Source organism: Colwellia psychrerythraea (assembly GCF_000764225.1).
Classification (GTDB): Bacteria; Pseudomonadota; Gammaproteobacteria; order Enterobacterales; family Alteromonadaceae; genus Colwellia; species Colwellia psychrerythraea_D.
In genome coordinates this window covers 246991-273960 of record NZ_JQED01000029.1, presented here as the reverse complement: position 1 = coordinate 273960, position 26970 = coordinate 246991, and the positions used below count along the sequence as shown (strand labels likewise).

Sequence of the window (26970 nt, the reverse complement as noted above, 5' to 3'; positions counted from 1 at the left end):
AAATAATTAGAGAAGCCTGTGCCAAAAGTTGGAATGAAACCCGTACGCAAACAGCAGTTAATCGATGCAACTTTAGAATCGGTATCGCAATATGGTTTACAAAATACCACGATTATTACCATCAGTAGGATCGCAGGCTTATCGTCAGGGATCATTAGTCATTATTTTGGTGGTAAGCAGGACTTAGTTGAAGCAACGGTTAAACACCTGCTTGAGCAATTGAAATCTGCACTACTTGAGCGTATTAATCAGCAAAAGCTTTGCGCATCAGAACGCCTTGGAATGATCATTGAGGCAAATTTCACTCAATTACAACGTTCTGCACCGGCTACAAAAACCTGGCTTAGCTTCTGGGCTCAATCGATGCATCAGCCTGGATTGGCTCGATTGCAGCATATCAACAGCAAGCGCTTATACAGCAACCTACTTTTCTCCTTTCGTCAGTTATTAAATGATGAGCACGCGGTAATTGCTTCTCAACAGACAGCTGCGATGATTGATGGTTTCTGGTTGCGTAGCGCGTTAAGTCCAAGGCCTGAAGAGAAATTTAAACAGGCCGAACAATTATGTAAAAAATTTATAGACGATCTGCTTAAGCAGTACGGAGATGTCAATTGTCGTTAGTATGTTATAAAAATTTTGTCGATGGTGCCTACATGGCAAACGACAATGGTGAAACATTTGATGTGATTAACCCTGCGACGGGAAAAGTAATCTATCAGGTCGAAATCGCAGATGAAAAGGTTAAACAAGCAGCAATAGCAAGTGCTCAACGTGGTTTTGCTACTTGGTCAGCTATGAGCGCCATAGAGCGCAGTAGGATTTTACTTAAAGCTGTTGCCTTGTTACGTGAACGTAATGATGAGTTGGCAGAAATTGAAGTACTTGATACCGGTAAACCATGGCAAGAAGCGTCTGTCGTTGATGTTGAATCAGGGGCTGACTCTATTGAATTCTTTGCAGGTTTGGCGCCTGGCATCGAAGGTAATCAACAGCAGGTGGATGGCGATTTTTATTACACTCGTCGTGAAGCATTAGGTATATGTGCGGGAATTGGTGCGTGGAATTATCCACTGCAGATAGCTTGTTGGAAAGCAGCTCCAGCACTAGCGTGTGGCAACTCAATGATTTTTAAACCTTCAGAAGAGACACCATTAGGCGCGTTAAAACTTGCTGAGATTTTTAACGAAGCAGGCATGCCAGATGGCGTATTTAATGTTATTCAAGGAGCTGGAGAGGTGGGGGCTTGGTTAAGCCATCACCCAGCTATTGAAAAAGTTTCTTTTACTGGTGAAGTGGGTACAGGAAAGAAAGTTATGGCCGGCGCTGCTACTACGCTTAAAGATGTCACTATGGAGCTTGGCGGAAAATCTCCACTGATAATTTTTGACGATGCCGATATCGATAATGCGGTTTCTGCCGCCATGGTAGGTAATTTTTATACTCAAGGTGAGGTTTGCACCAATGGCACGCGTGTATTTGTTCAAGAATCAGCGTACCCCAAATTTATTGAGAAATTACTCCAACGTACTCGTCAAAACATTATTGTTGGAGATCCAATGGATCCTAAAACAAATTTTGGCGCGCTTATCTCTAAAAAGCACTTTGATTTAGTGTTGGATTACATCAAGCTTGGTATCAAAGAAGGCGCTACATTGCTTCATGGCGGAAAATCGATGCAACCTAAAAATGCGCCGGATGGTTATTTTGTTGCACCGACTATTTTTACCGATTGTTCTGATGACATGACTATTTGCCGTGAAGAGATTTTTGGGCCTGTGATGTCGGTAATGATATTTATTGATGAAGATGAAGTGGTAGCAAGAGCTAATGCTACAGAATACGGCTTGGCAGCTGCAGTGTTTACCCAAGATATTAATTGTGCTCATCGAGTTATTCATAAGATGGAAGCTGGAATTTGTTGGATCAATAGCTTTGGTGCGTCACCTGCACAAATGCCTGTGGGTGGTTATAAGCAGTCAGGTATTGGGCGTGAAAATGGTCTTGTTACACTAAATCATTACACTCAAATAAAATCAGTCTATGTTGGGTTACAGCCAATTGACAGCCCGTTTTAAAAATTGAAATAAAATAGCTAATAAGTAGTAAATAAGAGTTTTACATGAAAAACGAAAAATTTGATTTCATTATTGTTGGTGCCGGCTCTGCGGGCTGCGTACTTGCAAACCGGTTAAGCGAAGACAGTAATAACCGTATATTGTTACTTGAAACTGGCGGCAGTGATAAAAGTATTTTCATTCAAATGCCAACGGCATTGTCCATCCCAATGAATACCCAAAAATACGCGTGGCAGTTTGAAACGCAGCCCGAGCCTTTTCTTGATGATCGCCGTATGCATTGTCCTCGCGGTAAAGTATTAGGTGGCTCATCCTCAATTAACGGTATGGTGTATGTACGTGGGCATGCTAGAGACTTTGATGAATGGCAACAAAGTGGTGCTCAAAACTGGGACTATGTCCATTGCTTACCGTATTTTAAAAAAGCTGAAACCTGGGCTTTTGACGGTAACGAATACCGTGGTAAAAGCGGGCCATTAGGTGTTAATAACGGCAATGAAATGAAAAACCCGTTGTATAAAGCGTTTGTTGATGCTGGCGTTGAGGCCGGTTATTTTGCCACTGACGATTACAATGCTGCGGCCCAAGAAGGTTTTGGCCCCATGCACATGACCGTTAAAGACGGTGTGCGCTGCTCTACCGCTAATGCCTATTTACGTCCGGCAATGACGCGAGAAAATTTAACGGTAGTAACCCATGCATTGGTTCACAAAGTACTCCTAGAAGATAAAAAAGCGGTTGGCGTACGTTATGAACGTAAGGGCAAGTTGTTTGATGTTCGTGCTGATAAAGACGTTATTTTATCGGCTGGTCCTGTTGGCTCACCGCACCTTCTACAGCTCTCTGGTATTGGCGCTAAAAAAGATTTGCAAGAAGCTGGCATTGAAATGCTGCACGATTTACCTGGTGTAGGTCAAAATTTACAAGATCACTTAGAATTTTACTTCCAATTCAAGTGTAAAAAGCCAATATCACTCAATGGCCAATTAGGATTGTGGAACAAGTTTTTAATTGGCAGTCGTTGGTTTTTCACTAAAAAAGGGCTAGGCGCTACCAATCACTTTGAGTCTTGTGGTTTTATTCGTTCAAAAGCAAACGTTGAATGGCCAGATCTTCAATACCATTTTTTACCAGCAGCAATGCGTTATGATGGTAAAGAAGCGTTTGCTGGCCATGGTTTTCAGGTTCATATTGGTCATAATAAGCCGAAAAGTCGTGGTGCAATTAAAGCGGTGTCTAACGATCCTAAAGCACATCCTCAAATACAGTTTAATTACCTTGAACATGAAGAAGATCGTGAAGGTTTTCGTGCATGTGTTCGTTTGACTCGTGAAATTATTAATCAAAGCGCACTCGATGAGTATCGGGGTGAAGAAATTCAGCCTGGCATTGATGTGCAAAGTGATGAAGAAATAGATAGCTTTGTCCGTCAATTTGTTGAAAGTGCTTACCATCCTTCCTGCTCATGCAAAATGGGATCAGATGAATTAGCCGTTGTAGACTCAGAAACGCGTGTGCATGGTATTGAAGGTTTACGTGTTGTTGATTCGTCTATTTTTCCGACCATTCCTAACGGTAATCTCAATGCACCAACAATTATGGTTGCGGAACGTGCTGCTGACCTTATTCGAGGTCGTGAACCTTTGCCACCATCCCAAGCTGCAGTAAAAATTGCGCCAAACTGGCAGCAACAGCAACGTGCTAACGAGTCAAAAAGAAAAATAGAAACATAATCTACCGCGAGTACTCCTTCAGGTATTAATTATCGCCGTCATGATACTGATCATGGCGTCGACAATTGACATTTGAGATCTAGGTGAGGCTAAGTGAATAACGCTATTTACTTAATTTTACTTGGATGCTACCGAGTGCTCTAACTATAAAAAAAGGAGTAATACATGTTTACATTTATTAAAGCCATCATGAGGAGGCTATTATGACCGCTTGGTTATCTGCAGGGATTTTATTTACCTTTGCTGCTATTGCCTTTGTATTATATCGCTGGGGTAACATTCGCTGTGTGGGGGTGACACCCGTTAAGACATTTACTTTTATTGCGATATTATTTACCTCAGGCCTTGATGTTGGACTGATCATGTTCCCGTTAACGGAATTTGCAGGATATACCGATTTAGTAACAAGTCCTGAATATAGCTTCACTAACGCCTTGTCTATTGAATTTGGTTTCTGGGCGTTTCTTATCTGGGGTTTCTACTTTTTAACCTGTTTTTACTTCTGTGTTATTGAGCCACATGTACAATTTTTTCAATTGCCATTGGTTAAGCTAATTAACAATGTTGTCATCATAGGAACTTGTGCTTTTACCGCGTACTTATTGTTAACTAATTTACCTTGGTATGTCCCTGAACTTGGCGATGGAGAATCAATCATTGGTAGTTTTTATTTGATTGTCTTTTTGGTTATTGCTGCGGCAGTCTATTCAAGTACCAGCATACGCTACGTACGTTTTTTAAGCTTAGCAACTACCTGGTTATTTATTGGATTGATTGCTCTAATGTGGGGAGGGGCTTTCCTTTCAGAAGGTTCAAGTATTGGTGAGTTTGCCAGTACCATTGCTTTACTTGGTGGTTACTTTGGCAATATTCACGAATTCGTTCTGCCAATAAATGATTATCATGAGTTCTACCTTTACTGGTGGTTTGCGTGGAGCATTATGATTGGTCAGTTTACTGCTCGTTTTGTTGGTGGTTTACGTACTTATCAAGTGTTGGGTGCTATGTTGATATTCCCGTCTATCCCAATCGCGATATGGTTCACAGTGTTGTATTACTACAGTGCTAACGGAATTGAAACTGCTGGTTTCTATAACATAATGATGGCGATTGTTGGAGTCACTTTTGTGATTAACTCACTCGATTCTTTGATTCGTTTATATACCGATAATTTGAACTTGAGTGTCGAGCGACTAGGCAAAGTTAAATACTTATTAGGTAATTTAATTGCGCTGAGTTTACTGACGTTGTTATTCAAATTGGACTTCTTGCAAATCCAATGGGTCGGCGCTGTCGTTATCGGTCTGTTCTTTACGTGTTTTGCTTTTATCTTATTGACCAAATTTAAAGTAGTCAGCGAAATAGAGTGTTCACCGAAAGAAAATAAAATCGATTTTAATAAAATTGAACTAATAAACTAGTTTCAGGTTTCAAAAATTTTAATGAGAAAAATAATAATGAATAAAACTTTAATTGCAGCGGCTACCGCAGGTTTACTTACACTTTCTACTACTGCTTTAGCTGATTTTTCTGCAACGGTTAACCTAGCTTCTGATTACACATTTAACGGTGTTAGCCAAACAGGTAATGATCCAGCGCTGCAAGGGAGCTTAGATTATGCTGCCGACAGCGGGTTTTATGCTGGAACTTGGGCGTCAAATGTAGATTTTGGCTCAGGTGAAGATACGAATGTTGAGTGGGATGCTTATGTTGGACAATACTTTCAGCTGAATGAAAAATTTGCTCTAGATACTGGTATTGCATATTACACCTATCATGGTGACTCTGCGTCTGATACTTATAACTACCCTGAAGCTTATGCAAAATTAGGTTACAGTTCTTCTATGGGGGATAGTGAAGTCAATTTCTGGTACAGCTGGGATTATTTTGGATTAGATGTTAGTCATTACATTGCCATGGTAGCGCACACGGTAGAAGTGGCTCCAGGACACAGTATTAAAGTTAGTTTTGACCGTTCAACCTCTGCTGATGAGGCTAAATGGGCATGGGATGGTAAAGATGCTTACAATCATTACCGTGTTGAGTACATGACAAATTGGCAAGGGTTTGATTTTGATCTGGCCTTTGAAAACACTAATATGGATATTGAGACCGCTGATTCGCGCGTAGTGCTATCGGTTTCTCGTACATTTAGTTTATAATCTGCTTTTACCCGTTACCATTCAGAAGCGATTGAGCAAAATCACATCATCGTTGCTGTGATTTACAATGACGCTACATGGATGTAGCTTATTAGAGAATGCAGGAGTAATTCTTCTGAATAACCATTATTTTTTCACAGCGCCTTGAATTGAAATTGCTCAAGTACTCTGAAACATGTATCTTGATTGATAATGGGTAAATATAGATAGCCCCTAAATGTTTTGGGGCTAATTGAGTAGATAACTATGGAAAAATACGATCAGCTTTTAATTTCTTTACGCCAAGTGATACGGGCAATTGGAATTCACTCTAAACAATTGAATAAAGAGTCAGGGCTAACTGGTCCTCAACTCATGGTCATGACCAAGATCGCTCAGTTAGATGGACCCATGGCAAAACAAGTTGCTAAAGAAATTAATCTGAGTCCGGCAACGGTAACCAGTATTATTGATCGTTTAGAAGCAAAAGAATTGGTGATGCGTAAGCGTAGTCAGTTAGACAAGCGAAAAGTTGAGCTATACCTTTCTTCTACTGGTGAAGGATTACTTCAAGGAGCTCCAAAGCCGTTGCAAGATCATTTTATCAAACGTTATCAGGCATTAGAATCTTGGGAGCAAAGTCAGCTTTTATCCTCCGTTGAACGCATTGCATCTATGATGGATGCCGAAGAACTTGATGCTGCGCCGGTACTGATGGTTGGCCAAATTCAAGAAGGGCAGTAAGATACAAAAGATTGACTTTGGTATAACCCCTTTATGATTTATTCATTATTTTGAAAATACTAGTTCACCGACGGTGAACTTTTGTGCTTATTCAGACCACATTAATTGTTTTTAGTCACTATACCCCCAAAAAATTGCGCATTGCGCTTCCTGTCATCGTGCTTGCGCTGTATTATCTGCGCCATAAAGCCGTGCTAAAATTCACAGCCCCAATTGAAAATCATTTATTAAGATGGAGAATACCCCATGACGAAAAAAGACAAACCAAATAGCAACGCTATGTTTAAAAGAGCCGTTGAAAATATGCCGTTAGGCGTAGCTGATAGTTATCGTTATTGGGGCGAAGATAACACAGTATTTTTAAGTGGTATGAAAGGATGTACTATTACGGATTGTGATAAGCAGACCTTTGTCGACTTTCGCTTAGCTTATGGCCCCATTATTTTAGGCTATCGTGATGAAAGAATCGATAACGAAGTGATCAAGGCGATTACTGATGTAGGAACCATCTCTGGTTTTTCTACTGGCCTCGATTCTGATGTGGTTGAATTAGTAAAATCACTCTGTCCTAATATCGATAAAATGCGTTTTTCCAACTCAGGTACTGAAGCTGTGATAGGTGCAGTACGTACGGCACGTGGTTTTACCCAGCGAAATAAAATTGTGGTTGTGGAAGGCGGTTTTCATGGCTTACACGATGAAGTGATGTGGAAGTCAGATGTTGATAATTGGGATGTGAATACGCAACAAGTACCTGATATTGTACCTTTTGGTGGCGGGATACCACAAAGTACTCGCGAGCATCAAGTCAGTGTACCATTAAATGATTTTGACGCTATTGATGCTGTATTTGCAGAACATGGTAATGATATTGCTGCAATATTAATTGAACCTATCATGGGCAACTGTGGCTCAATTGCTTCAACGCAAGCTTATATGCAGAAATTACGTGATGTTTGTGATAGCAATGGCTCATTGTTGATCATGGATGAAGTAAAAACTGGCTTTCGTGTTGCTAAAGGCGGTGCACAAGCCTTGTATGGCATTTTTGCCGATTTAACGACTTATGCTAAAGCGATGGGGAATGGTTATCCTGTTGCTGCTTTTGGTGGTCGAGCTGAAGTAATGGATACTATTTCTTTTGCTAAAAATGGCGTGACACATGGCGGTACATATACGGCGAATATGGTTGCTTTAAGTGCAGCGAAAGCTACGTTAACAGTTCTTAAAGAAACAGATGCGCTTGACAGTATTGCTAGTGTTGGTCTAAAAATTCAAGCATTGCTGTCACGAGTATTTACCAAGTTTGGTGTTGAGCATTGTTTTGCTGGACCTGATGCGATGTTTGGTGTTCATTTTGGTAATAAAGTGCCGCAAAATTATCGTGACTGGAAACAAACTAATAGCGATCTTTATACGCAATTTGCCCTCAATTTAATTGATAATGGTGTTATGTTAGAGCCTGATTCACGTGAACCTTGGTTTATTTGTGAAGCACATCAAACAGTAGACCTTAACTGGTTAGAGCAAGTTGCTGAGCAGTCAATGCAAGCGGCAATAGACGAAAAATAAATCATAGCAAAATAGTTTGAGTTCGTTTGATAGTGAAAAGGGGAATGCTCGTTCCTCTTTTTTCCGCTGATATCGCTTCTAATGAACACGCTTACCCATTGAAAAAAAGTTAGCAAGAATGTTTTGATTAGCATAAAATATGTTTATTGATTGCCCCTCATATCCCAATCGGATTAACTGTCGCTAAGCGAGCAATAAATTAGTACGATTGGTGTTAGTTAGTTCCATAAGTAAATTTAATGATAGTGTTAAGGTAAAACTTCGACACGAGGTAGTTGTATATATGGATCATTTTGAACAGTTAGGTTTAAGTCGAGATGCGACGACAACCGAAATTAAAAAAGCCTATAGAAAATTGGCCAATAAATATCACCCTGATAAAAACAGTGGTAGTGAAGTCGAAGAAAAATTTCAATTAATTAAAGATGCTTATGATGCTATTGCAGATCCTAAAAAGCGTGCTTTGTATTTGAAAAGTAATTATACCGTAATTACTGATCCTCGAGAGGTTGCTGACTCATTTTGGCGCAATGCTTTGAGTTAGACGGCATTGAGAAGTGCCACTGAAAACACTCCATAGTTTTACTTTGAAAATACGCATCTAGGGAATAACCTTTGCAAGCTGAAAAAAATATACCTGATTACTTAACAGATGACTTTTCTATGTATTTAGAGAATGTCACTTCGTTAACAGATCCTGAAAACCCCGAATTATTATCTATTTATTTAACTAATTTATTTGAACAGTTAAAAGCAACTCCACTGCTATTTACTGGCATGGTTGATCAGTTGGCCATGGCTATAACGACTAAAATTAGAATTGATAGTAAAAATTTAGCCCAAATTGATTTAAGCAGTGAACCTTTATGGGAAGATGTCAAACCATTTGTTGGTGTGCATGCGGACGCGAGGGCCTGTGTTACTCAAATAATGAAAGAGGCACAGCAGGATTTAAAAGTCGCCGTGTTGCTCATTCATTTTTATAACCGTTATGATGCAACACCATTAAAAGCTGAAGAAGTTGATGTTGAGCAAATTGATGATTATAACTCTGACGACTATGATGAAAATTACTAAGTAACAATAAGTTATCTTTGACTAGTAATGTTAAAAGCATTCTCGCTTTTACACCGAATTTACCAAATCGATGATAATGAGATATCGATTGGAAAATATAATAATAATTGAAGTAAAGTAAACTACAGGTAGCTTATTTTTTACTTCAGTTGCTCTAACATCTATTAAGGAATAATCGTGACGAAAAACGCACTAATTTTGGCTACTGATATCATTGAAATAGCACAAGAAAGCGGTCGACGCGCAGGTACTTCGTTAGAAGCTATTGCTTCTGAGCAAGGTGATGAAACAATGTTAGCTGTGTTAACCGAGATGGATATTTTGACTGTTGCAAAAATTGTTAGAGAACATGATGCGACAATACCTTCTATCGCTACTTGGTTAATGGATGCTGAGTCAATCAAACAGTTATTGAATGTTGAGCCCTCATATTGGCAAAATATGGATGAAGAACATGTCTTTTGTGCACAAACAGAAGCACATAGTTTATTGTCGCAAATTTTTCTATCGACGGATGATGAAGCAAAACAACTAGAGATTTTAAAAACTATAGTCGAAGATGATTTTGGCCTTTTATACTTGTCTCTGCCTTTTGTTGGTCATGACTTTTCTGAAATTGAAGAAGACGAAGAGCAAACTTCAGGCAGCATTGAAGAATTATTAATGAAAATTAAAGCATTAGATGAAGAGTCCTATCGTGAAGTGATGATAGTAAGTAGAAACGGAACCCTAGAAAATGTTGAAAAAGCGTTAAAAGACAATGCCAATAAGCAAAGAGTGACATCGGTAGAAATAGATACCGATGATATGTTTGCGCCGCTGTAACTTTCTTAGCCTTTTATACTCGTTACCCATCAAAGAAGCGCGTTGAAAGCTGCATCTTGAAAGATTTCGGGTATTTGTATCGCTTTATATAATTAGGATTCATGAATGAAAATTGCAGAGTTGAGAAACCACCCTTTTTTATTGTTGGTGTTAAAAGATGGGGAGAGCGAAGGCTACTTTTCTCCCGAGTTAGTACATAAAATTAAGCAACAACTAGTTGATATGTCGTTGAGGATCGCTTCTGATAACCTATCTATCATTTATGCGGATCAAATTAAAAAAGGTTGTGAAATTGTTCTGGGTATCACTAACTTAGGTTTACTCGACCTTTGTGATAGAAATGAGGTTAAAGCCAAAGAGATTTTAAAAACTCAAGGCATTGTTTATTGCTTTAGAGCTGGTTGGGCTAAGTACGCACAACTGAAAAAAATATCACCTTCATACTTTGAAAGCATTTCAATCACTCGTTATGCTTTAGCAATCAATGATACCTCTGATATTCGTGTAATGCATGACAGCTTCCTTAAAGAAGGTTATAAAAGTGCTAAGCTTTTAGATGTTTATAAGAACATTGCAGCAAGTTATTGCGCTAGCACTATACTGGTTGATAATGATGAAAATGTTTTATTATTTGAATTACAACGCTTCCTTAATAGTGCTGTAGCGTTATTAATGATTGATTCAGAGAAAAAAGTGTTCACCAGCTCGTTATATCAAGCGTTTAATACTTACCTTGTCAGTACAAATAAAGAGGTTTTGCTTGAAAAACTTGAGGAATGTATCGTAAAACTCACAGGGCAGTTGTCTATACTCACCAAAAGTTACTTACAAGATATAGAGTTATTAAGTTTTAATGAATTTAAAAGCATCATTAACCAACAAATTGATGTTGCCATCCATATTCAAGAAATTTTAGAGCTTCCTATTACGGTCGCGAATGAACTAAATGATGATTTTGAAGGTGGTTATGATTTTCATGCAGACGATGAAGATGATATTGCTTATTTAAGACCTGATGAAAAATAATTGTCTCGTAGCAGTGAGTTAGGTTAAACACAGCGAGCTTAGGCTCGCTTTTTCATCTCATTTATCCTGTCAAAATTTTTTACAGCTTAGCGTAAAGTAAAGCAGCTCAAAATCTACTTACCTCTGTTCTGGAAAAGCGACTTTTTGATTATTAAGAGTGTTAAAAAATGCTTTAATCGCTTTGACCTCCTGCGTATTTAATTTAATTCCGAGCTGATGCCAAGCTGTATCTTCAATTGCTTGCTCTATCGTCGATGCGGCACCGTCATGAAAGTAGGGGGCTGTGTTTAATATGTTACGCAATGAAGGCACTTTAAAAAAATAATTATCAGCAGGGTTTCCTGTTACTTGCGCTTTGCCCTTATCTTTTTTATTTGGATATGGATGCACAATGCCCATTTTCATAAAGAGTTGACCACCAAGGAGTGCACCATTATGACAAGCAACGCAGCCTTTTTCGATAAAGACACGTAAGCCTTCTTTTTCACTTTGATTGATCGCACCTTTATCGCCAGTTAAGTAATCATCAAAGCGGTCTTTTGAAATTAATGTTCTTTGAAAGGCGGCAAGCGCATGGGCGATATTTTCTATGTTTATAGGTAATAATTGTTTTGAAAAAGCACGTTTGAAAGCAGCTAGATAACCTTGGTTATAAAGGCGCTCAATGACTTGACTTTCAGAAGTCATTGCCATTTCTTTTGCATTGAAAATCGGCAACTTAGCTTGCTGAGTTAATGTTTTTACCCGTCCATCCCAAAATTGAGCAACATGCAAGCCAGCGTTCCATGTCGTGGGCGCATTACGATCACCGATACTTGCCAAAGCACCTATTGAAACGGGTAGATGATCGACACCTGCAGCACCGTTATTGAGGTTATGGCAGCTATTGCATGATTGAGAATGGTTGATTGATAGTGCAGTTTCAAAATATAATTTTTTACCTAATTCTATCAATACTGCGCTATCTTGTTCAGCGCCTTGCATAACTGCGGGCAGTGGTTCAAAAAAGGATAATGCAATCTCGTGAGTTGAGGCGTGTGTGTAACTTTGACTCAGGCCAACAAAGTATAATAATGGTAATATTGTAAAAGCAAAATGTTTAGTCATTAGTTGATCATAACTACCTGATTAATTAGCTTAATAATAAGTAACTAATACATCGGAAAATGTATTAGTTACTTAAGTTAGCACTAGAAAGTTAACATTAACTGAACCTTACTTTAAGTCAAAGCGATCTAATTGCATAACTTTCACCCATGCCTTAGTGAAGTCATTAACGAACTTTGTATCGGCATCATCTGATGCATATACTTCAGCAATAGCTCTTAATTCAGAGTTAGAGCCAAAGATCAAATCAACAGGTGTTGCTTGCCATATTTCCTCACCTGAAACGCGATCATGACCTATATATACGCCAGCATTTGACTTATCTTTCGTCCAAACAGTGGCCATATCCAGTAAGTTTACAAAGAAGTCATTAGTTAATATGCCGGGTGTCTTGGTGAAAATACCGTAAGAGGAACCATCATAATTGGCATCGAGCGCGCGCATACCACCAACGAGCACGCTCATTTCAGGAACATTTAAACCAAGAGAGTTAGCTTTATCTACTAACATTTCTACTGGAGAACTATAGCTATCATCGCTGTAAAAGTTACGGAAACCGTCTGCTTTTGGTTTCAAGTAATTAAATGATTTTACGTTAGTTTGCGCTTGGTTTGCATCAGCACGACCAGGTGAAAATGGCACTACTATTGTATAGCCTGCTTGTGCTGCGGCATTTTCTATTGCAGTTGCGCCACCTAGTACAATGACATCAGCGAGCGATACTTTTGTTTTAGATGATTTTTTATTAAAGGTTGCTTGAATAGTCGTAAGATTAGCAAGTACTTTAGCCAACTCTATAGGACTATTTACCGTCCAGTTATTTTGTGGTGCAAGATTGATACGAGCGCCATTGGCTCCGCCGCGCATATCCGTCACTCGATGGCTTGACGCTGCTGCCCAAGCAGTTCTTACTAATTCAGAGGCGGTTAAACCAGAGTTAGTAATTTGTTTTTTGAGCTGTTTAATATCTTTGTTGGTGATTAGTTGATAGTTTATCGCTGGTATTGGGTCTTGCCACATCAGCACTTTACTGGGTACTTCTGCGCCAACATATCTTGCACGAGGCCCCATATCTCGATGTGTTAACTTAAACCAAGCTTTGGCAAAGGCGAGATCGAATTGCGCAGGATCTGCTCTGAAACGTTCAACAATTTTCAGGAACTTAGGGTCTTGCTTCAGCGCAATATCTGTAGTGAACATAATAGGCGCATGCCGTTTGTTTGGAACATGTGCGTCAGGCACTAAATTGGCTGCTGCTTTATTATCTGGGACCCACTGTTTTGCCCCTGCTGGACTATTAGTTAATACCCAATTAAAATTCATTAAGTTATCTAGATAATTAGAAGACCATTGAGTTGGGGTAACTGTCCAAGCTCCTTCTAAACCGCTGCTGATTGTGTCAGCTCCAACACCCGTACCACATTTATTTTTCCAACCTAAACCTTGAGCTTCTATTTCAGCTGCTGCTGGCTCTGCACCAACACAGCCATTCGGTTTTTTTGCACCATGCGCTTTACCTAGCGTATGCCCACCGGCAATTAATGCGACAATTTCTTCATCATTCATTGCCATACGACCGAATGACATTCTGATATCTTGCGCAGCTAGTAATGGATCAGGCTTTCCGTGTGGACCTTCTGGGTTAACATAAATTAGTCCCATTTCTACGGCGGCAAGTGGGCCTTTTAATTTACCCTTTTTATCTCGGCGTTTGTCAGACAACATTGCAGCTTCTGGTCCCCAATAAACTAAATCTGGTTCCCAGTCATCAGTTCTTCCTCCTGCGAAACCGAAGGTTTTAAAGCCCATTGATTCGAGGGCTACATTGCCAGAAAGCACCATCAAATCGGCCCAAGAAATCTTACGACCGTACTTTTGTTTAACAGGCCACAATAATCTGCGCGCTTTATCTAAATTAACATTATCAGGCCAGCTATTAAGTGGTGCGAAACGTTGTTGACCGCCAGATGCACCACCACGTCCATCATGAACGCGATAAACACCGGCACTATGCCATGCCATACGTATCATTAACGGGCCATAATGCCCCCAATCAGCCGGCCACCAACTTTTTGAATCGGTTAGTGTGCTTTGAATATCTTTTTTAAGTACTGCTAGGTCGAGGCTGGCAAATTCTTTAGCATAATTAAATTGTTTGCCATAAGGGTTGGACTCTGCGCCATGTTGCCTAAGTGGACTAAGGCTTAATTGATCTGGCCACCAAAATTGATTAGTTTTTGCAACATTGGCAGCTTGCGTTGTGGTTGGTAATACCATCGAAGTAAGAGCGACTGAGAGCGCCGCTGCAATAGGGAGTGTTCTTTTAAACATCATGCAATCCTTCTTTCATAATTTAGTGATAAAAATCTCATATAAAGCATAGAAAAAAGCAGGGGGGTTGAATAATTGATTACGTTGAAGATAACGTTCTATTTTTTGATAATGACTAATTTTGAATTTCTGATTAAAATCATCTTAACGTTCAATAAAATTAATCATTAACTTATGATCTCTTTAAAGCAGTTGCACTATGCATTAGCGATTGAAAAAACATTACACTTTAAGAAGGCTGCAGAGGCATGCAATGTGTCTCAATCAGCGTTAAGTACCGCCATTACTGAACTTGAAAAGCAGTTGGGGGTTACCGTTTTTGAACGTAATAATAAACAGGTACTAATTACCAATAATGGCCAAGTGATACTAGATAAAGCTAAGCGGGTTAAGCTGGAGTTAGATGAGCTTTTACTAATAGCTCAAACCAATAAGCAACCCTTTTATAGTCCTATGTCCATAGGGGTGATCCCAACAATTGGTCCTTACCTTTTACCGAAAGTATTACCTGAGGTTAGGCAGCAATTTCCTCGTTTTAAATTAAAAATTATTGAAGAACAATCACACATGTTAGTTGAGAAAGTACGCACGGGAGAACTCGATGCAGCCATACTTGCCTTACCTTTCCCTATCGAAGGATTGATGAGTTTTAATTTTTGGCAAGAGGACTTTTATTGGGTTTGTCATAAAGATGAATGCCCGAAAAAATTGCAGGAAATTACCAGTGAAGAGTTAGAAATTGATAAATTAATGTTGTTAAAAGAGGGGCATTGCTTAAAAGACCATGCACTCGCAGCCTGTAGTTTACAAAATAAAAAGCAAGATTCTGACTTCGATTCAGCAAGTCTACATACCTTAGTGCAAATGGTTGCAGGTAAGCTTGGCACTACACTTGTGCCGCATATGGCACTAGATCAATTGACCTATAATGAATCAGAACTAAGAGCTGTTCATTTGAATGAACCAGGCCCGCATAGAACGATTGCTTTAGTGATTAGGCCTAATTATGTCAGAACCAATGAGTTAACTTTGCTTAAGGATATCTTCAATCAACAATTGGCTAAAAAGTGTGCTTTGGTATAACCACCCAATATTAATATTAATGCCGAACTATATCGATTGTGGTTCTATTTTATGGAATTAACTATTCAACTTTATTTGATTTACTGAAGCACTACCTGAGCGCACACTAGGATCATCTTAATGGGAGGGGAAAAGAAAATGAAAAATATAATAGAAATGATAAAAGTACTTTTACAGCAAACAGACGATAAAAAAGCAGAGGTAAAGTGTAATTACCCAAACAATTATTATGGCGATCAATGTTGTCGAAGCCAAGAAGTATAAAGCGTTTGCGCTAGTGAGTGAGAAATGTCAAGTGAGTTAGTGTTAACTCTGGTACAGCCTAGAGATTTAGTATAAGAATGTAAAAACTTGCTTATAATTGTTATTGATAATCATTATCATTACGTTTATAGTGCGGGCAATTATACTAATGAGGATTACAAAGGTGCAACAATTTCGTTTTTCACTACTTGCTGTCGCATGCGCATCAGCACTTTTTTCTGGTTTTATTTCTGCTAATGAACAAGATACACAAGCGGAAGCAGTTCAAGAAAAGAAATTGAAAAACAAGGATGTAGAACTTATCACTGTCTATGGAAGACAAAACCAAGTGGTAATGAATTCAGGTTTAGCAACCAAGTCAGATATGTCGTTAATGGAAACTCCAGCGGCCGTGGTGATCGTCGATGAAGAGCTTATTAACGCGCAAGGGGTTAATAACCTACAAGACTTAGTGCGTAATATCAGTGGTGTTACTCAAGCGGGTAACAATTACGGTATTGGCGATAACTTGGTGATTCGTGGACTTGGCGCTAACTATACTTACGATGGTATGTACGGCGGAGCTGGGCTTGGCAATACGTTTAACCCAACACGCTCATTAACGAATGTTGAATCTGTCGAAGTACTGAAAGGCCCGGCGACAGGCCTATACGGCATGGGCAGTGCCGGTGGTGTCATTAATCTGATTGAAAAAAAACCTGAGTTTGTCAACCGTCATGAGATTACTGCAGAGTTAGGTCAATGGGATACTTATGCATTAAGTATTGATAGTACTGGTGGCTTAACTGATAACTTGGCTTATCGTGTTGTAGCAAAATCAGCCCGAAGTGATGGTTATCGGGATATTGGTACAGATCGTGATGAGATTTATAGCTCACTTAAATATGTATTTGATGAACGCCAAGATCTAATGTTGTCTGCTACGTACATTAAAGATGCTATTGCCGTTGATTCTGTTGGTCATCCTATTCGTATTTATAATGCCGAATCAGTTGGTGGTAAAACGGCAGGTGAAGCAAGTTGGCAAGATTTAGGTAATGATCCAGAAGGTAAAGGGATTCAACTAACTGATGCACAACGCCAGCAGCTAGCAGGATCGTTAGCCGATAGTGATGGTTTAACGCCTTATGGATTTGGTCACAATGGCATCATTTCACCGATGGCTAAAGATAACGAAGGTGAAGAGTTAAGATTCAAACTAAGCCATAATGTGTTTTTTAATGATAACCTCTTTTTAAATCAGCAATTACAGTACCGCGATTATACTTCTGGTTTTGCTCGTCAAACGGGGGCTTATAACTATGTCTACTGGAACCGTCGCGGCACTATCAATGCTAATCCTCGAGCGCCGTTAGTTGAAAATGATGTATTGTATCCCTTTGCTGCTCGTCGCCAAGAATATCGACAAGTTGAAGCTGATGAAACATCTTGGCAGTATTTTGCTGATTTACGCTATGACTTCGAGTTTGCGGGTATTGATAACGAACTTTTACTAAATGCTAATTACGAAGATAGAGATATTCGTTTCAAACAACATTCAATTTATGATGGTGATAAGGTCTTAAAAAATAAAGCGGGAGATGTGATCTACCAAGGCTCTCTACCTTATATTTATGACATTCGAAATCCTAATTGGGCTCAAGGTTCATTTGAAGATCATGATCCTCTGATGACCAGTAACTATAATAAAAAAATTAGTGCATGGGGCGTAGGCCTTCAACATGTGGGTTACTTTGCCTATGGTATCTCTACCCGGGTAGGCGTGGCATTTAACGAAATTAAGCAAAGTTATGAACATTTTGGTGTTGATGCGCGCTATCGTGCTAGTGCTGCGGCGCCAACTCCTGAAGCAGATACTGATGATGATGGCATTACCTATAATTTAGGTGTTACTTATATGCCTACAGATGATCTCTCTTTTTTCATTAACCACTCTAAAGGCCGAACCGCTTACAGTATGTTAGGTGGAGTGAAAGGGGATGGCTCTGATCGATTAGATTCTGAATCGATGAGCGATGATCTAGGTATGCGTATTAAAGCATTTGATGATCAAATGTTAACCTCTGTCGTTTTCTTTAAGAGCTCACGTACAAACCTTCAGTATTCAAACCCTAATTATGAAGATGGCGTTTCAGCGCCGAGTGTGCCAAAAAACTTTTTTGATGGTAAAGAAGAAACTACCGGTGTTGAGCTAGATATGAATGCTCACTTAAGTGAGCGCTGGATGATAAATATTAATGGTGTTTATCAAGATGCTCGTGATAAGAAAGATCCAAACCGCAGCAGTTTTGATACTCGGCAAAAAGGTGTTCCTTATGTCACCGCGAGTACTTGGGTAACTTACGGTGCAGATTTATTTTCACTTATTAACCCAATTGATATTAGCTTGGGTGTTAAATACGTTGATGATCGTAGTACCAACTCTAGCTCTTTTGGTATACCTGATGGTTACGTGCAAAGCTATACCGTTATTGATTCAGCGATAAGTTATCAAGCAGAACGTTGGAAGCTGCAATTGAACATTAATAACTTATTTGATGAAGTTTACTATAACAAAGCAATGTTCTTAGGCGGTATGCCAGGCGAAGAGCGTAATGCCAAACTGACCTTTAGTTATCAAATATAGGTGCTAACTTAATAGTGTATTTATGCTTTTATTGATGGTTAAAAGCCAATAACTCATTGAAGACTGTTGGCTTTTTTATATTATTTATAACTTTGAGTGTTTTTGATTCTGTGACTTTTATACTGAAGTAAGAAAGCGCTAATGAATTTACTTATGTTTAACGACAACACCAGATTTCATCACAAAGTCAATATCAAGTAAGGCTTTCATATCGTTTAATGGACTGTTATCCATGGCTATAATATCGGCTATTTTTCCTGTTTCTAGGGTACCTAACGACTCAGACTTACCAATTAAGTCCGCCGCATTAACAGTCGCTGACTTTAAAATGTCTTGAGCTTTCATACCTGCGTTAAACATGAGCACGGCTTCTCTTGCATTTTCACCATGTTTAGAAACACCGCTGTCTGTCCCATAGGCAATTTTTACACCTGCCTTATACGAACGTTTAAAGTTTTCGATCATATCGCCACCGACTCGAATAGCTTTGGCACTAATTGCTGGTGACATGAAGTTAGTATTTTTAGCTAGAGCTACCACGGTATCGCCAGCCATCAAGGTAGGTACTAAGTAAGCGCCAGTTTTCTTGAACAATTTAATGCTTTCTTCATTGGCATAACTACCATGTTCAATGCTATCAACACCTGCTCTTAATGCTGCGTTGATGCCCGCTGCGGCATGGGCATGACTAGCAACCTTTCTACCTAAAGCATGTGCAGTATCAATGACTTCTCTAAGCTCGTCATCTGCCATTTGCTGACCTGTACCAGTGTCAGTATCTGATAAAACACCGCCTGTAGAGGTTATTTTTATTACGTCGGCACCAAATTTTATCGCGTGGCGAGTAGCTCGGCGACAGTCATAAGGACCATCACATACTGTTTTAGCGGTATGCATTTCTAATAAGGCTGGGTTCATGCCATCTACATCGCCATGACCACCTGTCACAGCAACATTACTGCCAGCAGCAATTATCCTTGGACCTTGTAAGTAACCTTTAGCAATACCATCACGTAAGGCATAGCTTTGTTCTGGGCTGCCACCTAAATCTCGCACTGTGGTAAAACCGGCCAGCAAGGTTTTTTGAGCAAAATAGGCGCTTTTTACCAATGTATCAGCATCAGACATTCTGAGTTTTTCGCTGTCATTTTTAGGACCTAACTCACCTTTTAAATGCACGTGCATATCCATAAGGCCAGGCATAACAAAGCTCTTAGATAAATCAATTAACTGTGCTTGCTCATCTATTTTATTTACTGAAATAAAACCTGACTTCACTGAGGTAATAATGCCATCTTTTATCACAATAGTTTGTTTCGTTAATGGCGCCTGTCCAGGTACTGATAATACTTTACCGGCATGAATTATATGCGTTTGTGCGGTAATTTGACTTGAGAATATAGTGCAGAGTGTTAAGCCAATCAGCGTAGATACTTTCTTCAGGGACATTATAATTTTCCTCGGTTCTGTTGATCTTTCAGTTTATAACGTACCATAGCAAGGTTATAAATTGTGGGGTATTTAAATACGGTTAAATAACAAATTTCATGGATGAATAACATTAACTGATGGTGGTGAGAGTTATGAGCTGTTTCTAAACTCTTTAAAGTAAAGTCGTGAGAATAGTGGCTTAAGGTATTGTTTCTGCATTATTTAATGAACTACATCCCTGTAGAACATTATAATTCATTGTAACTTTAAAATGATGTTAACTCCTATTGAAGGGAGTGAAAGCTAGAAGGGCAATAAATAACGTTAGATAAGAATTACCCATGAATAACCTTAAATATGTGGCTGAATGAAGTTTTCGAATAAATATCAATCGGTAAATGTAACTTTCTTGCGATATCACTAGATGAGATCACACCTCGAATATGGTGATGTTCTCTATCTAAAACTAAGCAATGACGTAAGCCATAATTTTCTAACGCACTAACAACATCGTTAACCGTTGCTGTTTCTAACTCGTTAAAATCAAAGGCATGTAAGTCACTTCTTAACACCATTAAATCACTCACCAATACCTCATGTCGTTCACTTCCTTTGGTCATAGCGCTAACTATTTTTTGCTCAGTTAATTCCTTAGTACTAATGATGCCCATAAAGTCATTGTCTTTTGACATCACAATTTTCATCCGAACATGAGTCTTTACCATCAGCTTTAAAGCTTCACTGGCTGGCGTTTCATCTTCAATGCTTAATGCCTTGTGTTTATTAAAGTCAGTAAAAATATCGGTTGCAGGTGACATTAAAGAAGTCTGATTAAAATCTTCAGGTGAGATAATGTTGTCTATTGAGTCTAAATCGAATAATTGTAATTTTTTCATAATAACCTCTAATAATATTAAAATTAATTCCGGAGAGCTAAAAAATGACTAGGAATAGCCGGTGATTTTTTATGTCTGACTGAATTTTTTAACCTGTTATTTATCTGATTAAATGCCAGATCGAATGCATCTCTTGCATAGCTTGAAATTACTTTAATATCGATGTTTTTTTTACCCAGTAAATGTAGTGATATATGGCAACCACATTTAGCATTGCCTTTTTTACAGCTATCAGTTTCAAACGTTACTTTTATACCGTTAATCAAGTCAGTATAAAAACTAAGGTTTGCTACAATTTTATTTACATAGGATTTCAGTTTGCAATCCTGAGTTTTATGACGAAAAGTGGTTGTAACTATCATAAGAAAATCTCCACTAAAAATTGGCGACTTACATCGAAATCGATAGATGACTTGATGTAATTATAGTTGTGAAATTTATATGATGAAAAAAGGTGGGGATCTAGGGCGTAAATATTGAAGTTTATTATTTAATAAAGGCAAGTGATTATTGAGTGAGTACTTAGATATATAACTAAACTCAAGTGGTCGATTATTGCGAAGGACGTAGAAAGTTGGTAAATCAGATTCAAACTCTACGTCAATTTCAATGTCAGTAAATGCTTGCAAAACTAATTGGTATGAGGCATTTAGTTTTGTTTTATCAGCAATATCATAACCGGACTCAGCATGTGAGTTGGTTATAAAAAGAAAAGTTATTGCCAATAAAAATTTGTACACAGAGTTCTCAAAATAATTGATTACTTGTATTTATATTGAGTGATAAATATATTATTTCAAGAAAGTAAATGTAAATTTTTATTTCTTCTCATGATTAGGTTTCTGGTCATAGATCGGTATTTCGTTTTCTCATCAGTTACCTTGAGGTTGAATGACATGGGGTGCCAAGTGATAAAGTCATAAGTTTTTATATCCTTGTATATTGCCATCGTTAAATAAAAAGCTAAATGTAAATAGTACCGACAGATATGAAGTTAATAAATACCGTTAAAGGGGGAAGGGATATTGGACTAGCTTTTTTACTTGATAATGATAATCTGGCTACAAAGTAATTTATTAAAATCAAAATAATAATGAAAAATACTTATATAGCTAGGCAAGCTATTTTAAATGAAAAACTTGAAACTATTGGTTATGAATTATTATTTAGAGATAGTCTGGATAATAAATTTCCTGATATTGAGCATGATGTCGCGAGTTCAAAGTTAATTATTCAAAACCATATTCATGGTGATATTGAAAAGATCAGTATGGGTAAATTAGCTTTTATTAATTTCACTGAACATTCTTTAATTCATAAATTTCCTTTGATGTTTGATAAAGACACGATTGTTATTGAATTGGTTGGACATGAAAAGCCTACTAAAAAGCTATTAAAAATTATAAAGTTTTATTATAACAAAGGTTATAAAATTGCATTAACCGAGTATGATTTAGCGCCACATTGGGATGTGTTATTTCCTTATATTGATATAGTGAAAGTGGATGTTGGCAAAATAAACCCCAAGCGTTTACCGCCTGCTGTCACTCGAATGAAATTATTTAACGTTGTTATCGCTGCTGAAAAGGTCGAAACAAAAAACCAAAAACAAACATTAGTAGAAGTTGGCTTTAACTATTTTCAAGGATATTTTTACCATCAGCCTGAAATTATAGAAGGCCAAGCGCTTGCCCCGATAAAATCACAGATGTTACAACTATTAAGTGAAACATTTAAGTATCCCCTTAATTATGAAACTGTGGCTGAAATAATCAGTCATGATGTTAATTTAACGGTGGGATTATTAAAAATGGTTAATAATGTTGCAACAGGTACAAGAGTCGAAATAACCTCCTTGAAACAAGCCGCAGCTTATTTAGGTGAAGATAAGTTAAGGCAGTTTGTCTCTATTTTAGCACTATCGAAACTTACGTCGGATACGACAGACGAAGTATGTAAGCAAGCACTTATCACAGGTAAAATGATGTTTGCTTTAAGTGATAAAGGTGTATTTAAATCAGTGAGTGATTTTGCCTTTATTACCGGATTGTTAAGCGCCATTGAGGTAATGTTGTCAATGCCTATGGCTGAAATAGTAAAAACAATGCCTTTAGCACAGCCAATTGAGAGTGCCTTAGTTCAGCATGAGGGCTTACTTGGTCAGTTACTGGATTTAACGACTAGTTATATCTTGGGCCATGAAAATTTAATTACCAATGGCAATTTAAGTGATGCCTTACAACAATTCTCATTAGACCAAGCACTGGTACAAGAAGAATTTTTAAAAGCGAGCGTATGGTGCCAAAGCTTGAATGTTGATAATTTATAACGGCTCTAAGCAAAGCGATATTATCTGAGAGACGTTATTTTATTGGCCGTTAATGCGGGCAGTGATAAATCAATATGGCAATCCTACGCACTCAAATTACTTGAAATTATGACAAAGAGGGTAATCACTAATTGCTACATCTTTTCATTATAACTAGCCAAAAAACCTTCGTAATATTCTGTTACTTATAATAAAAGTATTCAAATAATAAGATTTAATTCTAATCTTACCCATAAATGACAATGCTGATTTTATTGCAATTCAATAAGTTAAACTCAAAAAAAAGCTGATAAATCTTTCATACTATTTTATTTTTTTTTAACCTTTTTCAATACTTAGATTGCCTCTTGAACATCAATAAACTGCTTGCTACATTCCGCACCCTCTTGTACCAACCGGTATATTGATAAGTTATTGCCTTCGATAAAAGTCATAACTTTTTTAGTTAAAATTATTTAATACCTACCTAGTGAATATTAAAAATTTTCAATAGCAGCAATTTGCCAGGCTAATTTGAAAACACTGATTTTCGGCGTTTAGTATTAACTCTTTATAAATAGTGAGAAAAATATGTTTAATAGTATGTTAAAAGTAGCTGCTTTGGGGTTGTTTTCTGTTGTGAATATAGCTTCTGCCAGTGAGCTGAAATCAGGAGACCTTGTAGAAGTTGAAGGCAAGGTTGCTAAAGTTTACGTCGATTCCACTCGTTCAATGGTAAAAGGGCAACAACTACAGATTCATAGGTTGCTAGCAACCAACAGCGTGCTTGAAGGTGATCCTCTTTATTCATATCAGGAAGTGGGTAAAGTGTTGGTTGATGAGGTTACAAACTCGCAGTATATCAATGTTCGCATTACCCAAGGAAGCTTTAAGCTAGGAGATAAGATAAAAATAAAGAATTAATTTTATTGTTTTAAGTATCTTTAGTTCTATCTTGAAGTTAATGCTTTATCGAGTTCAAGAACTCGTTGACTGCCTTCTTTATATGTATCATTTAAACCTTTAATTAGCTTGGTTGAGACACTGTATTTTCATTGTCTTTACTTTGTCTACACCAAGCTTGACTATCTGTTAAAGAGAATGCCTCTCCACTTATCAAACTACTGATAAAGCCTTCATAAACCAGTCTTGAGTAATAAAATAGTACAAAAAATGGACTTTTGTCTAATTTGAACAAAAGACAATACTCGATACAGTAGTACATTGAGGTTGTTACGTTCTCTTAAATTGTTATGCACTAAAAACCAAATTAAAGCGAGATTTAAGCGGCACTCATTTCCTCAAGTAGATTTTATAAATCTTCTAAAAATATATTTTCTTATAACGTTTTTCTAGGGTAAAAGTTTAGCCTAGCTCTATCATTATGAGCCTTTTCTGATTGTTCGGATTAGCATTGTTTTCTTGTAGGTTATAACACTGTTGCGGTTGGAATTAATTTAAATAAAAAGGATGCTACAAATATGAGTTCAAAAATAATTTACACCTATACCGATGAAGCACCACTGCTAGCGACCTGCTCGTTACTGCCAATTATCAAAACTTTTGCAGCATCAGCAGACATAGATATTGAATTAAAAGATATATCTCTTGCCTCGAGGATTCTATCTGCTTTTTCCGATATATTACCCCAAGAGCAACAAACTCCTGATGCGTTAGCCGAGTTAGGTGAATTAACGCACCATCCTGATACGAATATCATCAAACTGCCCAATATCAGCGCTTCAATTCCTCAATTAAAAGATGCTATCAGTGAACTGCAATCACAAGGTTATGCAATCCCTGATTATCCGGAAGCACCAAAAACAGATGAAGATAAGGTGAATGGAGCTAAATATTCAAAAGTCTTAGGTAGTGCCGTAAACCCTGTACTACGCGAGGGTAACTCAGACCGACGTGCTCCATCTTCTGTGAAAGATTTCGCCAGAAAAAATCCACATTCTATGGGAAAGTGGAGCCAAGCTTCAAGAACCCATGTGTCGCACATGCATTCAGGCGATTTTTATGCCAGTGAAAAATGTATGACCATAGATAAAGCATGTGATGTAAAAATTGAGTTCGTCGCTAAAAATGATGGTGCTGTGACTGTATTGAAGGAAAAAACCTCACTGCAAGCAGGTGAAATTATTGACAGCATGTTTATGAGCAAAAAGGTTCTTTGTGAATTTTTAGAACAAGAAATGGAAGATGCACGAGAAACAGGGGTGATGTTTTCTTTCCATGTCAAAGCGACCATGATGAAAGTATCTCATCCAATTGTTTTTGGCCATGCAGTGAAAGTTTATTATAAAGATTTATTTGCTAAACACGGTGAAACTTTTGAAAAACTGGGCGTTAATGCCAATGATGGTGTTAGCAGTATTTATGACAAAGTAAAACAACTGCCTGAATCTTGGCGCGAAGAAATCTTGGCCGATTTACATGCTTGTTATGAAAAACGTCCTGAATTGGCCATGGTCGATTCGGCTAAAGGTATTTCAAACTTACATACACCAAATGAGGTTATTGTTGATGCCTCAATGCCGGCGATGATTAGAGCTGGCGGCAAAATGTGGGGCCCTGATGGAAAATTGAAAGATACCAAGGCAGTGATGCCTGAAAGTACGTTTGCAAGAATTTACCAAGAAATTATTAACTTTTGTAAAACTCACGGGGCGTTTGATCCAACAACCATGGGAACCGTGCCCAATGTTGGTTTAATGGCGCAAAAAGCAGAAGAGTATGGCTCACATGATAAAACGTTTGAAGTACAGGGGGATGGCTGTATTCGCATTGTTGATGATGAGGGGAAAACGTTATTAGCAATGGATGTTGAAGAAGGTGATATCTGGCGAATGTGCCAAGTAAAAGATGCACCAATACAAGATTGGGTAAAATTAGCCGTTAATCGTGCAAGATTGTCTGATACCCCAGCAGTGTTTTGGTTAGATGAGTACCGTCCTCATGAAGCTGAATTAATTAAAAAGGTTAAACTGTATCTGGAAGATCATGATTTGACGGGATTAGATATTCAAATAATGTCACAAACCAGAGCAATGCGTTATACCTTAGAGCGTATTTTACGTGGTGGCGATACTATTTCTGTCACGGGTAATATTCTACGCGATTACTTAACTGATTTGTTTCCTATATTAGAGTTAGGCACAAGTGCGAAAATGTTATCTATAGTACCTTTAATGGCAGGTGGTGGTTTATTTGAAACAGGAGCTGGTGGCTCAGCTCCTAAGCATGTTAAGCAATTAATAGAAGAGAATCATTTACGTTGGGATTCTCTTGGTGAATTCTTGGCGATAAGCGCTTCTCTTGAAGATTTAGGCATCAAACAAGACAGTGCTAAAGCTAAAGTGCTAGCAAAAACGTTAGATCAAGCAACGGCTGAGTTATTGAAAAATGGCAAATCTCCTTCACGTAAAACGGGTGAACTTGATAATCGAGGTAGTCATTTTTACTTAGCACTATATTGGGCGATGGCATTAGCTGAGCAGACTGAAGATATTGAACTTCAAAGTCACTTTGCACCACTCGCTCGATCATTAACTGAAAATGAAGCGAAAATAGTCAGTGAGTTAATCACAGATCAATGGCATTCAGTTGACATCGGTGGATACTACAAAGCCGATACAAAAAAGGTTATAGAGATAATGCGCCCGTCAAAATGCTTTAACGATGTTTTAGCGGCATTTAAATAACGGTAACTAGCAAAAAAAAGC

At 38.1% G+C, this 26970-nt stretch carries 22 protein-coding genes; 17 read left to right on the top strand and 5 right to left on the bottom strand.

The features are described from left to right. The first annotated feature begins 18 nt into the window (after positions 1 to 18). The 11 genes from betI (at position 19) to ND2E_RS09590 (ending at position 11196) form a co-directional block, all read left to right on the top strand. A complete protein-coding gene (gene betI / locus ND2E_RS09540; RefSeq protein WP_033094124.1) occupies positions 19 to 624 on the top strand; it encodes a transcriptional regulator BetI in 606 nt (201 codons plus the stop codon). Then, positions 615 to 2078, top strand: coding sequence for a betaine-aldehyde dehydrogenase (gene betB / locus ND2E_RS09545; protein WP_033094123.1), 1464 nt, complete (start codon positions 615 to 617; stop codon positions 2076 to 2078). The genes betI and betB overlap by 10 nt, the downstream gene beginning before the upstream one ends. 44 nt (positions 2079 to 2122) lie before the next feature. After that, entirely contained in the window at positions 2123 to 3811 is a 1689-nt protein-coding gene (gene betA / locus ND2E_RS09550) for a choline dehydrogenase (RefSeq protein ID WP_033094122.1), read from the top strand. Positions 3812 to 4014: 203 nt separating this feature from the next. Beyond that, positions 4015 to 5232 carry a choline transporter gene (locus ND2E_RS09555; protein WP_033094121.1) on the top strand — a complete coding sequence of 406 codons (1218 nt, stop codon included), beginning with the start codon at positions 4015 to 4017 and terminating at the stop codon, positions 5230 to 5232. Positions 5233 to 5268: 36 nt separating this feature from the next. Further along, the gene (locus ND2E_RS09560) at positions 5269 to 5973 is read left to right on the top strand and encodes a TorF family putative porin (protein ID WP_033094120.1); all 705 of its coding nucleotides are present in this window, start codon (positions 5269 to 5271) and stop codon (positions 5971 to 5973) included. Between the two features lie 246 nt (positions 5974 to 6219). After that, complete coding sequence (locus tag ND2E_RS09565) at positions 6220 to 6696, top strand: MarR family winged helix-turn-helix transcriptional regulator (RefSeq protein WP_033094119.1); 477 nt, start codon at positions 6220 to 6222, stop codon at positions 6694 to 6696. A 246-nt stretch (positions 6697 to 6942) separates the two neighbouring features. Continuing rightward, positions 6943 to 8268 (top strand): aspartate aminotransferase family protein, encoded by a 1326-nt coding sequence (locus ND2E_RS09570; RefSeq protein WP_033094118.1) that lies wholly within the window; start codon positions 6943 to 6945, stop codon positions 8266 to 8268. Between the two features lie 283 nt (positions 8269 to 8551). Further along, positions 8552 to 8812 (top strand): DnaJ domain-containing protein, encoded by a 261-nt coding sequence (locus tag ND2E_RS09575; RefSeq protein ID WP_033094117.1) that lies wholly within the window; start codon positions 8552 to 8554, stop codon positions 8810 to 8812. Positions 8813 to 8883: 71 nt separating this feature from the next. Next, positions 8884 to 9345 carry a hypothetical protein gene (locus ND2E_RS09580; protein ID WP_033094116.1) on the top strand — a complete coding sequence of 154 codons (462 nt, stop codon included), beginning with the start codon at positions 8884 to 8886 and terminating at the stop codon, positions 9343 to 9345. A 177-nt stretch (positions 9346 to 9522) separates the two neighbouring features. Next, on the top strand, positions 9523 to 10170 hold the full coding sequence (locus ND2E_RS09585) for a hypothetical protein (RefSeq protein ID WP_033094115.1): 648 nt from the start codon (positions 9523 to 9525) through the stop codon (positions 10168 to 10170). Positions 10171 to 10275: 105 nt separating this feature from the next. Beyond that, positions 10276 to 11196, top strand: a complete 921-nt coding sequence (locus tag ND2E_RS09590; RefSeq protein ID WP_033094114.1) for a hypothetical protein — start codon at positions 10276 to 10278, stop codon at positions 11194 to 11196. 117 nt (positions 11197 to 11313) lie between these two features. Here ND2E_RS09590 and ND2E_RS09595 read toward each other — a convergent pair whose 3' ends face one another. Both ND2E_RS09595 and katG read right to left on the bottom strand, forming a co-directional pair. After that, on the bottom strand, positions 11314 to 12303 hold the full coding sequence (locus tag ND2E_RS09595; protein ID WP_033094113.1) for a cytochrome-c peroxidase: 990 nt from the start codon (positions 12301 to 12303) through the stop codon (positions 11314 to 11316). 108 nt (positions 12304 to 12411) lie between these two features. After that, a complete protein-coding gene (katG, locus tag ND2E_RS09600) occupies positions 12412 to 14634 on the bottom strand; it encodes a catalase/peroxidase HPI (RefSeq protein WP_033094112.1) in 2223 nt (740 codons plus the stop codon). Between the two features lie 174 nt (positions 14635 to 14808). On the opposite strand from katG, the gene ND2E_RS09605 reads away from it, so the two are divergent. The 3 genes from ND2E_RS09605 (at position 14809) to ND2E_RS09610 (ending at position 18607) form a co-directional block, all read left to right on the top strand. Further along, positions 14809 to 15717, top strand: a complete 909-nt coding sequence (locus ND2E_RS09605) for a hydrogen peroxide-inducible genes activator (protein ID WP_033094111.1) — start codon at positions 14809 to 14811, stop codon at positions 15715 to 15717. Between the two features lie 138 nt (positions 15718 to 15855). Then, on the top strand, positions 15856 to 15981 hold the full coding sequence (locus tag ND2E_RS23495; RefSeq protein ID WP_263281882.1) for a hypothetical protein: 126 nt from the start codon (positions 15856 to 15858) through the stop codon (positions 15979 to 15981). A gap of 163 nt (positions 15982 to 16144) precedes the next feature. After that, entirely contained in the window at positions 16145 to 18607 is a 2463-nt protein-coding gene (locus ND2E_RS09610; RefSeq protein ID WP_033094110.1) for a TonB-dependent receptor, read from the top strand. Positions 18608 to 18754: 147 nt separating this feature from the next. Here ND2E_RS09610 and ND2E_RS09615 read toward each other — a convergent pair whose 3' ends face one another. The 3 genes from ND2E_RS09615 to ND2E_RS09625 all read right to left on the bottom strand — a co-directional run bounded on the left by ND2E_RS09615 (position 18755) and on the right by ND2E_RS09625 (position 21296). After that, positions 18755 to 20056, bottom strand: coding sequence for a metal-dependent hydrolase family protein (locus ND2E_RS09615; protein WP_033094109.1), 1302 nt, complete (start codon positions 20054 to 20056; stop codon positions 18755 to 18757). Between the two features lie 317 nt (positions 20057 to 20373). After that, positions 20374 to 20934: a CBS domain-containing protein gene (locus ND2E_RS09620; protein ID WP_033094108.1), complete on the bottom strand. Its 561-nt coding sequence runs from the start codon at positions 20932 to 20934 to the stop codon at positions 20374 to 20376. A 23-nt stretch (positions 20935 to 20957) separates the two neighbouring features. Continuing rightward, on the bottom strand, positions 20958 to 21296 hold the full coding sequence (locus tag ND2E_RS09625; RefSeq protein ID WP_033094107.1) for a hypothetical protein: 339 nt from the start codon (positions 21294 to 21296) through the stop codon (positions 20958 to 20960). Between the two features lie 731 nt (positions 21297 to 22027). Here ND2E_RS09625 and ND2E_RS09635 point away from each other — a divergent pair. From ND2E_RS09635 to ND2E_RS09645, 3 genes are all read left to right on the top strand, one after another. Then, positions 22028 to 23263, top strand: coding sequence for an EAL and HDOD domain-containing protein (locus tag ND2E_RS09635; protein WP_033094105.1), 1236 nt, complete (start codon positions 22028 to 22030; stop codon positions 23261 to 23263). Positions 23264 to 23833: 570 nt separating this feature from the next. Then, a complete protein-coding gene (locus ND2E_RS09640) occupies positions 23834 to 24166 on the top strand; it encodes a hypothetical protein (RefSeq protein ID WP_033094104.1) in 333 nt (110 codons plus the stop codon). A gap of 557 nt (positions 24167 to 24723) precedes the next feature. After that, positions 24724 to 26949, top strand: a complete 2226-nt coding sequence (locus ND2E_RS09645) for an NADP-dependent isocitrate dehydrogenase (protein WP_033094103.1) — start codon at positions 24724 to 24726, stop codon at positions 26947 to 26949. Positions 26950 to 26970: the final 21 nt, after the last annotated feature.